The organism is Hymenobacter sp. HDW8 (assembly GCF_011305775.1).
Classification (GTDB): domain Bacteria; phylum Bacteroidota; class Bacteroidia; order Cytophagales; family Hymenobacteraceae; genus Hymenobacter; species Hymenobacter radiodurans.
On the sequence record NZ_CP049907.1, the window covers coordinates 1448567 to 1464550 of the forward strand.

General features: G+C 54.8%; 12 protein-coding genes. 10 read left to right on the top strand and 2 right to left on the bottom strand.

The window, feature by feature from the left end:
- Positions 1–69: 69 nt before the first annotated feature.
- From G7064_RS05980 to G7064_RS06010, 7 genes are all read left to right on the top strand, one after another.
- On the top strand, positions 70–1575 hold the full coding sequence (locus tag G7064_RS05980; protein WP_317172833.1) for a serine hydrolase domain-containing protein: 1506 nt from the start codon (positions 70–72) through the stop codon (positions 1573–1575).
- 237 nt (positions 1576–1812) lie between these two features.
- Positions 1813–2535, top strand: a complete 723-nt coding sequence (locus G7064_RS05985; RefSeq protein ID WP_166072872.1) for an adenylate/guanylate cyclase domain-containing protein — start codon at positions 1813–1815, stop codon at positions 2533–2535.
- Between the two features lie 181 nt (positions 2536–2716).
- Positions 2717–4270, top strand: a complete 1554-nt coding sequence (locus tag G7064_RS05990) for a lipase maturation factor family protein (RefSeq protein ID WP_166072873.1) — start codon at positions 2717–2719, stop codon at positions 4268–4270.
- Positions 4271–4394: 124 nt separating this feature from the next.
- A complete protein-coding gene (locus G7064_RS05995; protein WP_166072874.1) occupies positions 4395–4760 on the top strand; it encodes a DUF6370 family protein in 366 nt (121 codons plus the stop codon).
- 52 nt (positions 4761–4812) lie between these two features.
- Positions 4813–5262, top strand: coding sequence for a hypothetical protein (locus G7064_RS06000; RefSeq protein ID WP_166072875.1), 450 nt, complete (start codon positions 4813–4815; stop codon positions 5260–5262).
- A 57-nt stretch (positions 5263–5319) separates the two neighbouring features.
- Positions 5320–7080 carry a DUF885 domain-containing protein gene (locus G7064_RS06005; RefSeq protein ID WP_166072876.1) on the top strand — a complete coding sequence of 587 codons (1761 nt, stop codon included), beginning with the start codon at positions 5320–5322 and terminating at the stop codon, positions 7078–7080.
- A 510-nt stretch (positions 7081–7590) separates the two neighbouring features.
- Entirely contained in the window at positions 7591–8736 is a 1146-nt protein-coding gene (locus G7064_RS06010) for an AMP-binding protein (RefSeq protein WP_166072877.1), read from the top strand.
- 33 nt (positions 8737–8769) lie between these two features.
- Here G7064_RS06010 and G7064_RS06015 read toward each other — a convergent pair whose 3' ends face one another.
- Positions 8770–11085, bottom strand: a complete 2316-nt coding sequence (locus G7064_RS06015; protein ID WP_240935769.1) for an FUSC family membrane protein — start codon at positions 11083–11085, stop codon at positions 8770–8772.
- A gap of 99 nt (positions 11086–11184) precedes the next feature.
- Positions 11185–11886, bottom strand: coding sequence for a hypothetical protein (locus G7064_RS06020; RefSeq protein ID WP_166072878.1), 702 nt, complete (start codon positions 11884–11886; stop codon positions 11185–11187).
- A gap of 236 nt (positions 11887–12122) precedes the next feature.
- Between G7064_RS06020 and G7064_RS06025 the strand changes: the two genes are divergently transcribed.
- The 3 genes from G7064_RS06025 to G7064_RS06035 all read left to right on the top strand — a co-directional run bounded on the left by G7064_RS06025 (position 12123) and on the right by G7064_RS06035 (position 15943).
- Positions 12123–14387, top strand: a complete 2265-nt coding sequence (locus tag G7064_RS06025) for a PAS domain S-box protein (protein ID WP_166072879.1) — start codon at positions 12123–12125, stop codon at positions 14385–14387.
- A 192-nt stretch (positions 14388–14579) separates the two neighbouring features.
- Positions 14580–15062, top strand: coding sequence for an ABA4-like family protein (locus tag G7064_RS06030; protein ID WP_166072880.1), 483 nt, complete (start codon positions 14580–14582; stop codon positions 15060–15062).
- Positions 15063–15064: 2 nt separating this feature from the next.
- Entirely contained in the window at positions 15065–15943 is an 879-nt protein-coding gene (locus tag G7064_RS06035) for a hypothetical protein (protein ID WP_166072881.1), read from the top strand.
- Positions 15944–15984: the final 41 nt, after the last annotated feature.

Genomic DNA, 15984 nt, shown 5'->3' on the forward strand with positions numbered 1-15984 from the left:
TCATATATATTGATCCTTTAAACCCACTCTATGCGCAGCCCTTCTTTACTCCTGCTTCTGTTGTTCTCTTTGAACGCATTTGCACAGCTAAAATCCACGTCTATCACTTACCCTGAGCCTGTTTTTGCCGATACAGCCCGGATGACGAAGATTCGGAGAGCCCTGCCCGTGCTCGACGGGATGTATAAAAAATATGCTACTGCTATGCATGCACCGGGCTTTGTGTACGGGGTGATGGTTGATGGACAATTACTCGCATCAGGTGGTACCGGCTACGCCAATATTGAGCAGAAAACTCCTGCCACTCCGCAATCAGCCTTTCGCATTGCTTCCATGACCAAGAGCTTCACCGCTATGGCCATTCTTAAGCTCCGTGACGCTGGAAAGCTCCGCCTTGATGACCCCGTGTCGCGGTACGTACCCGGTTTCAAAAAACAGCACTTTCCGACTGCTGATGCTCCGGTAGTAACCATTCGGCACCTGCTTACGCATGCGGCGGGCTTGCCGGAAGATAACCCCTGGGGCGACCGTCAGCTGGCTATGAGCGATGCGCAACTGGTTGACTTTATTAACAATGGGCTCAGCTACTCAAACAATCCGGGAGTAACGTATGAATACAGTAACCTTGGATTTATTACCCTAGGATACATTATCAGGAAAGTTTCAGGGAAGCCTTACCAACAGTATATAAACGAAAATATATTGAAGCCCCTGGGCATGACGCAAACATACTGGGACTATGGCCAAGTGCCTCCTACTCAATTGGCACATGGATACCGTTGGCTGGAGGAACAATGGGTAGAGCAGCCTATGCTGCATGATGGTGCCGGCGGGGCAATGGGTGGCCTAATCACGACTATGGAAGACTTTGGCAAATACATGGCCTTTTATCAATCGGCTTGGCCAGCTTCTAGCGCCCCAGAAAAAGGTCCCCTGAAAAGAAGCTCGTTACGGGAAATTCAGTACCCATCAAATTTGATTGGCCAGAATGCCCAATACAAATACCCATCTGGGCGAGCTTGTTCGCTGATGGCGGCGTATGGCTATGGAATACGGTGGAGCAAGGATTGTGAGAACCGGGTGACAGTTGGGCACAGCGGCGGGCTGCCGGGCTTCGGTAGCAACTGGGCAATTTTGCCTGATTATGGTATTGGGCTAGCGTGCTTTGCAAACGTTACATACGCCCCCACTTCCCCCATCATGATCCGAATGCTAGACACACTCGCAACGCTAGCTGACCTAAAGCCACGCCAGCTTCGCCCTTCTAGCGTGCTGAATGAGCGTAAGGCCCAGCTGGTAAAGCTGCTACCATCTTGGAACGAGGCTGAAGCAAGCGGTATTTTCGCAGAGAATTTCTTTCTGGATTACTCCACTTCCTCCTTGCGCAAAGAAGCAACTACACTTTTTGAGCAGGCTGGTAAGATTGTGCGAGTTGGAGAACTAGTACCACAAAATGGGTTACGGGGCAGCTTCTTATTAGAGGGAGAAAAGAAGAATCTAGAAGTAAGCTTCACCCTCACACCCGACCAAGTACCCCGAATTCAGGCGTATTACATCAGGGAAAAGAAAAAGTAAGTACCTGTTTAGTAAGGTCACTTCACGGCCACCTTACCCATATATTGCACTAAGCCCAACTTCTGTTCCGAGCTTGTATCTGACTACTATCCCAAACTAAAGCTACTATAAAAACAGGGCTGAGCTACAAACTTACAGTATCAATGATCAGGCAGAATTTTGTTAGAAACGTGTAAATATTAGTTGATATAATACTATATTAAACTTAAAGCCTTAACATGGGATTTCAAGTTCAGTATGAAAGAGACACAGATCTGCCAAGGCTGCTGGGAGCATATGCATATGCCGACTGCCATACGTGGTCCTTTTTCTGCTTTCTTTAGAACGTTTGGTATCAAACGAAGCAAAATGCATCCTAATATGTGCACCTTTTGCGAGAGCAATTTTGCCAAGATAATGAAGCATAAACAGGTCCCTGTTTCTACTACCATTCTCTTCGCTGATATTCGGGGCTACACAGATTTGTCGCAGCAAGTAGAACCTGAGAAGCTGAACGAACTGCTACACCATTTTTACGACCGATGCTCAGCGGCAGTATGGGAAAAAGACGGGATTGTCAACAAGTTCATTGGTGATGCTGTGCTGGCCATCTTCAATTTCCCATTAATTAGGAAAGATCATGTGCAAAATGCCGTTAGCGCCGCTGTGCAACTGCAAAAAGACTGTCAGCATATGAAGGAGGAAATTGGCTTACGTGATATCCAAACGCTTGGGGTGGGCATCGGAATTCATACCGGTGAATCCTACGTGGGGGAAGTGGGAACCACTTACAAAGATTTTACCGCTATAGGCCCGGTGGTTAATCTGACATCGAGGCTTCAGGGCGCGGCTGGCGTAGGCGAAATTATGGTCACGGAAGAAGTCTTCAAGGAGGTGAAAGAGCAATTTCCAGATGCCGAAAAGAAAGTACTTACTCTCAAAGGCATCCTTAATCCTGTAGAGGGCTATGTTCTTGTCTAACAATATATTGTTGAGGAAAACTATTGCCAGGATTGAGTTTAAAAGAATAATTTAAGCAGGCCTAAAGCCAACTCAGGGGGCAAAACTTTACAATCATTTATAGCCCGGCACTAGCCGCCAACCGCCAATAAGAAGTCGTATTAAACTTCCATCGATAATACACGACTGGAACAGAAACGACATGGCCAGCGAATCTCAACGTGCTACGCATGCCCTGGATAGCTCTTCCTCCTACTGGCTCACCCGCTTTGTTATGCTGCGCCTGTTGGGAGTCATATATGCCGTGGCTTTTCTCGTGGCAATCAACCAGATCATTCCCCTGATTGGCTCTAATGGCCTCCTTACCGTAGGAATCTACCTAAAGCAGGTGAGCGATGCACTCGGTTCAGATGGGGCTGGCTTCGCACGTTTACCGTCGCTTTTTTGGCTTTGGCACTCGGACGCGGCCCTGCTCATGGCGGCCTGGGTCGGGTTTGTGCTTTCCTGCGTGGTAATGGCTGGCTACGCGAATGCCCTGCTGCTGGCGGTGCTCTGGTTTCTCTACATGTCCTTTGTGCACGTGGGCCAGGAATGGTATGGTTACGGCTGGGAAATTCAGCTTACGGAAACTGGTTTTCTCGCCATCTTCCTTTGCCCCCTGCTCGATCTGCGGCCTTTCCCGAGGTACGCGCCCCCCATGCCCATCATCGTTTTATTTCGATGGCTGGCTTTCCGTATTATGCTGGGGGCCGGCTTAATTAAACTGCGCGGGGATGAAGTGTGGCGCAACAGTACGGCCCTCTATTACCATTTCGAAACGCAGCCTATTCCCGGCCCGCTGAGCCGGTGGTTCCATTTTCTGCCGCGCCCCATGCTTCAGGTTGGTGTCTGGTTTAATTGGCTGGCCGAGATTGTAGCACCCTTCTTCGTGTTCGGGCCTCGGGTAGCACGCCACATCGCGGGAGCGGTAATCGTGTTATTTCAGATCAGCATCATTCTGAGCGGCAACCTCTCGTTCCTAAATTGGCTGACGATTGTGCCGGCGCTGGCTTGTTTCGATGATGGCTTCTGGTCCAGAATTCTTCCCCGCCGCCTCGTTTGCATGGCAGAAGAAGCGGCTGAAGGCGCTGAAGAATCCAGACCCTTGCTTACTACCGCCTGGGTTGTAACGGCACTTATCGCCATTCTAAGCATTAAGCCTGCCCTGAACATCGTGTCGCCTGCGCAAATTATGAATACCTCCTTCGACCCACTGGACCTTGTAAATACCTACGGCGCCTTCGGAACGGTGGGAAAGGAACGGTTGAACGTGGTGTTTGAAGGAACGATGGAGGAGAATCCTACTGATCAAGCCGCCTGGAAGCCGTACCTCTACAAAGGCCTGCCGGTGCTACTGGATCAGCCGCCGCCCCAAATTGCCCCCTACCAGTTGCGGCTAGATTGGCAAATGTGGTTCGCCTCCATGGCCTCCCCCGCTGACTATCCCTGGACGGTAAATTTGGTCTGGAAACTCTTGCACAACGACTCAGGCGCGGTGAGTCTATTTGCCAGCAACCCTTTTCCCAATCAGCCGCCGCGCTATGTACGGGCCGTGCTGTACCGGTATTCGTTTGCAAAGCCCGGCAACGACCAAGGACTTTGGTGGAATCGAGAGCGGGAAAGCATCTGGCTCAGAGCTATGTCTGCCGACGATCCGCAGTTGATTCAGGTCTTGCAGAGCGCCGGATGGCTTCCTCTGGATGGACCACTAAAATAACCCGAACGCGGCCGCAAATTTTGCCCCCCACCTTCTTACGCGTTGGTGCTAGAGCAGGTACTTTTTCCGTTATTTACACGTGGCAATCGTGCTGCCAAGGCCCCATCAAATAACCAGTTGCTTTATGAAGTCTTTGTTACTACTAGCTGCCTTTGGCTTTTTCGCGGTATCCGCTGCCACTGCCCAGACTACCCAAGCCGCTGCTGGTGTAGCTGCCGCCCCAGATAAGGCCCAGAAGGTGATGATAGTAGACGCTTCGTGCGGACAGTGCAAGCTGGGGCTACCGGGCAAAAGCTGCGATTTGGCGGTGCGGATTGATGGCAAAGCCTATTTCGTCGACGGGTCCGACATCGATTCGCACGGGGACGCGCACGCCAAAGACGGCTTCTGCAGCGCCATTCGCAAGGCAGAAGTACAGGGCGAAGTGGTTGATAATCGCTTCAAAGCCAGCTATTTTAAGCTTCTATCCGAGCCCACTAAAGCAAAATAAGCCCCCCAATCAATAACCTCTACTGATTGTAGCTTGCTACGCGGCCGAAGGCATGGCAGACCCCACATACGACGAAGCTATTCGGCGAATTCGGCGCATGCACTGGCTGCATTACCCTATACAGGCAGCAGTCATGGCCGCATTCGTCTTGGCCGCCAGCCGCCGAACCGCCGGATCAGGAACCGTAAATCCGCAGCTTGCCACATGGCCGGCGCTTTTGCTCCTGGGGGGCTTATTGCTGTTGGTGGGTGTGCTCGTGTACCTGGTTTCTTCCCAGATTAAGCCGAACCTACGCCGGCCAGCAACGGAGAACCTACGGCTGTACCAAAGCCGCATTTTTCTACGCAACAGCCTATTAGGGCTCACTGGCTTACCGCCGCTCGTCACTTTCACCATCACCAAGAGCCCCATCGATTTAGTATTCTTCGGGTGTTTATTGCTCACGCTCTGCGCGGTAATGGCACCTTCGGCCAAGACGTATCAGCGGTGGCTTATTGGGTAGCGCTGTGCTTCCGCCCTTGGTCTACTAGTGGCAAGGCTCACTCCTAACTAATTATTTATGAGAATTCCAGTACTCTGCACCTGCGCCCTCGTGCTCATCGCGGGCGGACTTCGGGCCCAACAAAAGACTGTTCAGAAAGATATTGCCGCCGCTTTGACCGCTATCAAAGACTTTGAGAAGCAGGCATGGAAGCGCGACAGCAGCAGCAACCATGTATTGCGCTCTCGAACGGAAAGCAGCTTTATAGCCAAAGGGCTTTTCTACAAAAAAATAGACGCGCAATTAAAGGCGATTAAGAAAAAGGATCTGTCGTTTGACGACCAGATTAACCTGGAGTTATTAAGCCACGATGTACTGGATGAATTGGCCGAGTATCAGTTCAAATCCTATTTGAACCCCATCCAAACCGATGCTGGTTTTCATGCCAGTTTAGCGTCGAGAGGCAATGCTACTATCAATTCTAAAAAGGACGCCGAGCAGTACATTATTCTCTTAAAAGACATCCCACGTTTTGTCGATGAGAACTTGCAATTAATGCGTCAGGGCATTGCTTTGGGCATTACGCAGCCCCGAGAAGTGCTTAATGGCTATGAAATCAGCTACACCCAGCACATAGTAGCAACGGCCGAGCAATCGGTGTTTTGGAAGCCGTTTACTAAGAAACTAGCCGCAATTTCCGAGGCTGATTGGGCAGCCTTGCAAACTACTGCGAAGGCCGTCATCACGAAGGATGTAATTAGCAGCTACCAGAAGATCAAGACGTTTTTTGATCAGGAATATTTACCCAAAGCGCGTCCCACGCTGGGAGCCTCAGGGTTTCCGGATGGCCGGGCCTATTACGAGGACCGAGTGCGGCACTTTACAACCACCAGTCTCCCGTCGGAAGAGGTATATCAGCTTGGCTTGAAGGAAGTAGCGCGGATAAGAGGGGAAATGGACAAGGTTATTCGGGACGTGAAGTTTAAAGGCGACTTTAAAGAGTTCATTGCCTTTTTGCGCACCGACCCGCAGTTTCAGCCTAAAACAGCCGATGCCTTGTTGAAGGATGCCGCCTATATCGCGAAAACCGTGGAGGGCAAATTGCCTTCGCTCTTTGGCAAACTGCCCCGACAGCCATTTACGGTAGTACCTGTACCGGAACATTTAGCCCCCAATTATACCGCAGGACGATATTCGGGTGCACCCATCAGCAGCACCCGGGCCGGTCAATACTGGGTAAATACGTCCAACCTGCCCAACCGCACGCTGTACACGCTGGAGTCGTTGACGCTGCACGAAGCGGTGCCGGGTCATCATTTGCAGAATGCCTTGACGCAGGAGCTGACTGATTTGCCTGAGTTCAGGAGAAACAACTACATCAATGCCTTTGGCGAAGGCTGGGGCTTGTACAGCGAATACCTGGGGCACGAAATGGGCTTCTACAAGGACCCGTATAGCTTATTTGGCCGGCTCACCTACGAAATGTGGCGGGCCTGCCGCCTCGTGATTGATGTGGGGATTCACTCGAAGGGCTGGACGCGAGCCCAAGCCGTGGCCTACTTAGCTGATAATACCGCCCTTTCCCTGCACGAGGTAAACACCGAAGTCAACCGCTACATTCTGTGGCCGGGGCAGGCGCTGGCCTACAAAATGGGCGAGTTGAAAATCAAGGAAATGCGCCAGAAGGCGGAAGCCGCGTTGAAAGACGACTTCGACGTGCGCGCCTTCCACGATATGGTGCTCTCCAACGGCACGGTCACGCTCTCCATTCTGGAGAAAATGACGGACCGGTTTATTCAGCAGCAGCAGGAAAAGAAGGGGAAGAATAAGAAGAGCTAACTGGGCTCCGGTGTCATACCTTCTAACTAGTGCGGAGTTGCAGGCCCTATTCTATGGCAACAACCAGTTTACAGCCAGTCTATCGCTACGCGACAAACTAGACCGGTGTGGGTGACTAATTATTCAGGTTAAAAAATGGAGCCGTAACCTTCACAAGCGCAGCACCAGGCACGGAAGAAGCTTTCCTGCTCCGGGTCTTGTTGGCCCTGTCTCTCCTTTTCTCTGAGCGAATTATCCGTGTTGGGAACTAACAGGGAAACGGGCAGCTTCGGAGCACCCACAAGGGTAACGGGTTTAGCGGATGGCGCGGAAGTGGGCTGAGTCGGTTTCATGGCCTGATTCTCTTGGTTCCTCACTTAAGGTAAGCAACAAAGCTGGCTTTCCCAAGCGGGACGATGGCTATACCTTCACTTTCAGCTACAGACTCCCAAAGCAGCACTCTAACTTTCCCACTTTGTTGTTGCGTATAGAGGAGCATCTTATTCTAAAGCCTGCTCTTCCCAAGCATCAATGCCTGACGCTTCTCTCCTCCCCGATTCCCTCCTGCTCAACGGCCGCGAATTTCGCTACGCCGACATCAAGCAATATCCCGCCAATACGCCCGTAGATCTAAACGGCTACGAGGCTAAGGTGCTAGACTTTTGTCGGCAGTGGCTGAATGGAGCGCTGGAGTTTGGTCTGCAAACTTCCGGTTCTACAGGTGAGCCGCAGCGCATAATCCTTCGACGGCAGCAGCTTGCAGCCAGTGCGCGGCGCACCGGCGACTATTTCGATCTGGGGCCCGGCGACCGGATGCTGGTGTGCCTGAACTGCGAGTACGTGGGTGGGCTGATGATGCTGGTGCGTGGCCTAGAGCTGAATCTACACCTGACCATCGTGGAGCCCCACGCCGACCCGCTGGCTCTGGTGCCGGCTGAGGCGGCCTTTGACTTTGCTTCTTTCGTGCCTCTGCAACTGCGCACGGTGCTGGAAAATGGGCACGCGGCCCGGCTCAATACCATGAAGGCCATTCTGGTGGGCGGTGCGGCCGTGGAAAGTGGGTTGGCGCAAGCCGCACAGGCCCTGACAGTGCCCGTATACCACACGTATGGCATGACCGAAACCGCCTCTCATATTGCCCTACGCCGCTTAAATGGCCCCGACGCCTCCCCAACCTACAAAGTCCTGCCTGGCATTCATGTGGACCAAGATGAGCGCGGCTGCCTGACCGTGCGCGCCGACGTCACCAACGATCAGCTTATTGTGACCAACGATCAGGTGCGCCTGCTGCCCGAGGAGCACGCGTTTGAGTGGCTAGGTCGCGCCGACTTTGTGATTAACTCCGGGGGCGTGAAGGTGCAGGCCGAAAAGGTGGAGCAGGTGCTGGAAGTGGCGCTGGCCGAACTCAATTTGCCCCCCAGACGCGCCTTTGTGGCCGGCCGCCCCGATGAGCGCCTAGGCGAGCAAGTCACGGCTTTTCTGGAAGGCGAAGCCCTGTCAGCAGCTCAGCGTGAGCAGTTACTGGCGTTGCTGACCGAGCGCCTGGGCCGTTATGAGCTACCCAAAGAGCTGTTGTATGTAGCGCAATTTCAAACCACGGCATCCGGCAAGCTTGATCGGCGGGCAACGCTGAAAGCCGCACTGGCGACCGGCGCGAACAGCAATCCGAACAGATAAGGAGCCACACTGTGTTACTCAGAGAGTGACCGGCTACGCCAGTACTGCCTCCGTCACCCGGCTGATATCGCCGCTTACTTTCTGAATAAACTCTAGTTGCTCCAGCACCTGCCGATCGTCGGCGGTGGGGGGCTTTTCTGCTTGCGCCGCTGGGGCTGCAGGTAGCGCGGGCACCGGTTCGGGCGACGCGGCGGGCGTCAGCTTTTGCAGGCTGGTGGTCAGGGCAGATAAGGCCCGGCGCAGGGCCCGCTGCCCTTCTGCGGAAAGCGCCCTGGAAGGCTGAGCCCGCAGGGCGGCACTCAGCGTGGCGATGTTGGAAGACAGAATATGGTTGAGCACCACAAACTGATGCACGTCCTCACTACGCTGTTGCTTGCTTTTGGGCTCGGACAGCATGCGCTGAAAAGCGGCTGCCAGGTTGGCTGAACTCACGTACACGTCCTTGCGCGCCAGTCGGTAGTGGATAAAATCGGGTGGATGGCCGGCTAGGCTTTCGGCTAACTGTTGCAAATAGCGACGGTTGGCCGACAGCACCCGGGCCATGTAATCGCGCAGCTGCTCCGACTCCCAGTTGGGAAACAGCAAGTAGCCCGCCGTCAGGGCAATAAAGCAGCCGACCACCGTATCGAGCACCCGCTCTTGGGCCACGGCTAGGTAGCTTCCGCCCAGAAAGCTGAGCATGACAACCACGAAGGACGTGATGAATGTGACGTAGGTGAGGTAATGGCGGCGCTGAAAGCTGAAGGCCAGCACCATCAGCAGCAGTAGAAAGACGAATTGCAAAGTCTGACTGGTGATGCCCACCAGCAGCAGAACCCCCAAAAAGCCCCCTAGCAGCGTCCCGATGATACGTTGGTAGTTGCGCTGCTTGGTCAGACTAAAGGCTGGCTTGAGCATGTAGATCGTCGTCATCACGATCCAGTAGCTATGGTTGCCGGCAAACACCAGCTTCGCGATAAGAAACGCCACCCCACTGGCCAGCAGCACGCGGACCGCGTGGCGAAAAATGGCCGACTTAAACGTCAGGTTGCTGCGCAAAACGCCTATGCCGTAGTCCTGATGCGATACAAAGCGGCCGTACTCCACCTCCGCCGTGCGGCGAGTGGGCTTGTGGGTCTGGGTATTGAAATAGCCTATCACGTCTTCTAGGCGCTGAACGAGGTTGCGCAGACTAATGAGCAGTTTCTTCAAAACCAGCGTACGCACCTCTGGGTGCTGCCTGCCCACGGCCTCAATATGAGCCTGCAAGTGTTCCAGCTGCTGACTGTAGTTGGGGGCCGCATGAAACCCGCGGTTGGCCTGCATCGCTAGGCTAATTGTGTCCATTTCCTCAGCCAGCTGCTCTATCAGTCGGCCTACCTCCGTCAGCACGCCCGTATTCTGAAATTGCGCCCGCAGGGCCGCGTAGTCGTAGTAAGTGGCGGTGATGTGCTCGTACAAATCAACCACGTCCACAAAGGTGAGCAGAAGCCGGCGGCTCTCGGGAGTGGATTCGCGCACGATCTGCCGAGTTTTGAACAGGAGCTCGCGCACGGCCTCCTGCTTTTCATTCACCACTACCTGTTGGGCCACCAACTGGCGGTAACTCCTGTTCAGGTCGGTGTGGGCGTGGTAAAAGCTTGCCTTTATCCGGAGAAACTGAGCAATAGCGTGCACACATTCGCCGATGGCCAACTGGGCCGGTCGGTAGGGCCATACGCGAAAAATCAGCAGTCCCAGCGCCATATACCAAATGCCCCCCAGTAGGGTCAGCAGACTGTGCGTGAGCACTTGCGGAGGCGTAAGCGGCCGATCCATGTTCAGAATCATGATCAGCAGCGCCGCCGAGCCCAGCGCCGCCGCCCGGTTGCCATAGACGTTGAACATGGTAAATATAAAGCTGAGCACCAGCACTTCCAGCCCCATCGTCCAGGGGCTGAGCCGGGCAAAGCCGGTAAGCATCGCTACCAGGAATATGGCTAGGTTGCCGTAGAGCATGCCGTTGCGTTTGTGCTTTACCGGTCCCGGCGAGTCGATAAGGCTAATGCACAAGGCCCCAATGGAAAGGGAAATACCCGTGTCTAGTTGTCCAATTTGCCCTAGCAGCAACGGCGGCAGCAGTACCGCCAGGGTGATGCGCACGCCATCTGAGAAATCCTGACTGAGTAAGAAGTATTGTATTTGACGGGTCGCATTAGTCATGGGGCGAGGGCGCACAGCGGAGCCGGAATAGCGGGGCAAAGTAAAAGCATTCGGCGCGCCACTGTGCAATTGTATGCAGAAGACCAGTTCAAGCGTATTGCCGGCGCGGTGCTCAGCCGATAACGCAGAATGTACTACGATAACGCTTTCATTCATTTTGGCCAGCATGTAGCCAGCTTAAAAGGCGCACTACTGTTGCCCCCTATAATTCGACCAATTCTCCTCATAAGTGGGATGAGCTAGTCGATTTACAGAAAGGGGCAGCCTCTACTTCTGCCAATCCTTTGCGCGTAGTCCATCCTGCGAAAACAGCTTCTGGCGGCCGCGCGTTATCTTGTATAAGTCGCCTAGAAACAGCTTAACGCGGCCATAGAAGATGACGCCGCTCAGCTCATCTTCCAGCTTGTCGTTGATAAACAGCATCTGACGGTACCCCGCTCCCGCCCCCAGGCCCAGCCACTGAAACACCCGATAATGGCTGGCGATGGAAGGCTCCAGGATATAAATCTGGTCTTTGGCGGAGCGGCGCACTTTACCATCGGGAAGCCGGTAACGAGAGTAAAAGCTACCGACCCCTATCTGCACGGGCGTGCTCACTTCCCAGCGCGGGTTGCCGATAAGCACGTACTCGCCGTAGCCCACTAAGTAGCGAAAGCGCAGTTCATCGCGGGTATTGGGGGGCAAATCTGGCGGCAGGGGCGCATCGGTGGGCACGCCCCCGCTGAGTAGGTACACGCCTAAGCCAGCTCGCAGGCGCCCATTGAACTCGATGCCGCCTTTCAGGCCATTGATACCAACCACTTTTCCATTGAGCAGCGAAAACCGTTGGTCGAACTGAAATACGGGTCGGCGGTGGCGCTGGCGCACAAAGGAGCTATCGGCCACAGCGGATATATCCGCTCCGTACAACGGGGCCTGCGCCCCCAACAGCAACACCAGCACCAGTAGAAGTAGACTAACCTTATTCACAGGCGAAAAGTACGCGACTATCGGGTACGGCCGTACTTCTGCCCATACGCGCAACTAACAATCAGGGTGTCTAGCTACTTTAGTCTGCAAGCCATGTACAGGATTTAATCGCTTTATTATCAACGCATAATGAAAAAATATAGATGCCGTTATATACATTCACGCCGGCTGATTCAGTTGCTTGGATATAGTTCTACCTTTGATAAGCCTATCCCTAATGGAAAAGCGGCTAGCGAGTGATAGACAAGACCGTGAATTTTCAAATGGCTTTCGAGGCGCTGCCGGGCAACACCCTGCTACTGGAGCCAAATGCCCCCCAGTTCACGATTCTGGCTATCAGTGATGAGCTGCTGCGCCTCAGCGCTCAGAACAGGACCGATGTGGTAGGCAACAGTGTATTCGACATATTTCCGGAATACTCTGCGGCAGTGACGGCCGACGGCCCCTCTACCCTGCGGGCCTCACTGCAAAATTCCCTGCGCACGAAGCAGCCAGAGCGGCTGACTTTAATCTGCTACGATGAGTCCGATGCCGAGGGCGCAGTTGAGGCGCGGTACTGGTCGGCCCACACCAAGCCCGTATTGAACTCGGCGGGCGAGGTGCAGTACTTGATTCATACAACCGAGGATATTACCGGGCAGGTGCGGACCCAGCAACGGGCCCAAGAAAACGAATCACGCTTCCGCAACGTGGTGGAGCAGGCCCCGGTGGCCATCACACTTACGCGCGGCCTCGATGTGGTTATCGAGAGCATTAATACGCCCATGCTGCGGATGCTAGGCAAGGCAACGGCGGCGGAAGTGCTAGGCAAGATGATGGTGGAGGTGCTGCCCCATGTCGGGTCGCAAGTCATTTTGGAGATGGCCAAAGCGGTAACCGAAACCGGTCAGGCTTTCCGCGGCAATGAAGTACCGATTAAGATGCTGAGTGACAACGGTGAGTTGGAGCAGCGCTACTACAACGTATCGTATACCCCACTGATTGAAGCTGGGCTGGTAACTGGGGTCATTCACTTAGCCATCGATGTAACGGAGCAGGTGCGGGCTCGCCAGGAAGTGGAGGAGCACAGCGAAGAGCTAAAGCGCTTCAAGTTTATGGCCGATCAGGCCCGCGACCCTTTTATTCTGATGCGCGAGGATGGCTCATTTGCCTACCTCAACCACAAAGCGCTGGAGGCCTTGGGCTATACGGAGGAAGAAGCCCAGAATCTGCGCGTGCCCGATGTGGATGCCATTCATGACCATGAAGGATTTGCCCAACTGTTTGCCTTGGCCCAGCGGGAAACCATCCCGAAGGTGGAAACGATGCATAAGCGCAAGAATGGGCAGCTCTTTCCGGTAGAGGTGAGCCTGGCCGGGCTTCTGCTAGGCGGAAAACCTCATTTGTTTGCCATCCCCCGGGATATAACCCAGCAAAAAAAATTTACAGAAGCTCTGCGGGAAAGCGAGGAGCGGTTTCGCATTATGGCCGATGCTACTCCCAATCTGGTGTGGGCCGTTCACCCCGATTCTACGATACGATACGTGAATAAAGCGTTCGTGGAGTTTGTGGGCGTGAGTATGGAAGAATACGCCACCACTGGCTGGTCGGCTTACCTGCCGGAGGAGGAGCTGGAATTTGCTCAGAAAACGTTGACGGAAGCCATACGCAGCCGGACGATCTATAGCATGGAGCACCGCATGCGACGCCAAGACGGCGAGTACCGCTGGCTGCTGGCGCAGGGTGCCCCCAGCTATTACCCCAACGGCGAGATATACGGCTACGTGGGCTCGGCCATTGATATTACTGAGCTAAAGAAGGCCAACGAACAGCTGGTGCGCATCAACAACGACCTGGACAACTTCGTGTACACGGCCTCGCACGACTTGAAAGCGCCTATTTCCAATATCGAGGGACTTCTGCATGCCCTGCTGCGCACGCCTTCCACGGAGAGCATGCAGTCGGAGCAGGTGCAGCAGTTGCTGGGCATGATGCAGGAATCGGTGGAGCGCTTCACCAAGACCATTGCCAACCTCACCGACATTGTGAAGCTCCAGAAGGAGAACAAAGAAGAAACGGTTCAGATACAGCTAGCGGAAGTAATTGAGCATGTGCTGCTGGATTTGGAGGCGCAGCGGGCGTTGGCGGATGCTCGCGTAGAAGTAGAGGTGACGGCCTGCCCGGTCATTCGCTTTTCGGCCAAAAATCTGCGCTCGGTGGTGTTCAACTTACTGAGCAATGCCCTAAAGTACCGCTCCCCAGACCGAGCGCTGCGGGTGCAATTGCAGTGCAGTATCACGCCGGAATACGACGTGCTTTCCGTCACGGATAATGGTCTAGGCATAGAAAGCGGGCGCCTCGATCAACTCTTTACCATGTTCAAGCGCTTCCACGACCATGTGGAAGGCTCCGGCATTGGGCTATACATGGTCAAGAAGATGGTGGAAAATGCGGGGGGCAAAATCGAGGTGGAGACAGAGGCTGGCGTGGGCTCCACGTTCCGCGTTTATTTCCCACACTAACTACTGAGCATTTCGGGTTTGGTAGCGGTGGAAGGCGGCATCGCGCCCTTATAGGCGCTCATGCAATGAGGCAGCCATGACGTTTCACGTCCTGCTATCGGCGGTTCACCGGTCGCGGGAGTAGCTTCACCTGTTTTCGGGTTTTCACAGGCAGGAACGGCGGGTACTTTAGAGCAAAAAAAGCCCCCCGCTATGCTTACGCCCGCCACGTTGTTTTCTGTTGCCAACTCGGTTGCCATGCTTGGGTGGGTGTTGCTGCTGATTGCGCCCCGCTGGACAGTCACGCGCCGGCTGGTGCTTAGCGGAGTTCTGCCCCTGGCCCTGGCCGTGGTATATGCCGTGGTAATTGGGGTACACTATGCTGGGCCGAAGGGCAGCGTGGGGGGCTTTTCTTCGCTGGCTGATGTGGCGCTGCTCTTTCAGGATCCGTGGGCGCTGCTGGCCGGCTGGGTGCATTATCTCTGCTTCGATTTGGCCATTGGCGCTTGGGAAGCGCGCGATGCGCACCGCCGCGGAGTGCCGCACCTGCTGCTGATTCCGTGCCTGCTATTTACCTTTTTGCTGGGGCCGGTGGGCATGCTGCTGTACGCTGCCGCGCGCCGCTTTTATCCCCTGAGTTTGCCCCCCAGCCCCGCCACCACTCCGCAGTCTGTTTCCTCATCTTATCCATCGTAAGTATGAAAACGCTCCTTTTCGCTTCCGACAACTCCGCCGAATTTGTCCCCCGCCGTCCGTTGCTCCTGCCTTTCCTTCAGCAAGTGCGCGAGTGGCTGCTTATTCTGCATCGTAGCAATCCGGTGCTGTCGTGGGCGGGCTGGCTGAGTGTGGGCTTGGCCCTGACGGCCTTGGCGCTCGCTCCTTTTGATGAGCGCATGGTTACGGGCCTCAACGTCTGGTTTAAGCCGCTCAAATTCTCCCTTTCCAACCTCATTTATCTGTGGACGTTGGGCTGGCTGCTGGCCGATTTGCCCGCACCCGCGCAGCGGTCGGTGCGCTTTATCAGCTGGGGCGTAGCCATTAGCATGACGGTCGAAATTGCGGCTATTTTCCTGCAAGCTGTGCGGGGCACTACGTCCCACTTCAACAACAGCTCTGCATTCGACGGGCTGGTATTTGCCCTGATGGGCCTTTTTATTGCCGTCAATACGCTGCTGCTGGTGTGGGCGCTGGTACTGATGCTGCGCTACCGGCCATTTGGGTCGGCGGGGTACGTGTGGGGCATGCGCCTGGGGCTGCTGCTGTTTTTGCTGGGCAGCGCCATCGGCGGCGCAATGATTGGGCAAAACGGCCACACCGTAGGCGCCCCCGATGGCGGCGCCGGCTTGCCCGTACTAGGCTGGAGCACCCGCGCCGGCGATTTGCGCGCCGCGCACTTCCTGGGCCTCCACGCCTTGCAGGTTATTCCCTTGGTTGGTTGGCTGCTAGGCCGCACGGCACTGCACGAACGTACTGTTGCCCAAACGGCCAGCATTTTTGCCTTCGCCGCGCTCTACGCGGGCGGCGTGGCCCTGCTGTACTGGCGGGCGCTGAGTGGGCTGCCCTTGCTTTCGTACTAAGGGAAAGTGCGTAAGTTGCCGCCAAGCCCACGGGGGCCAAA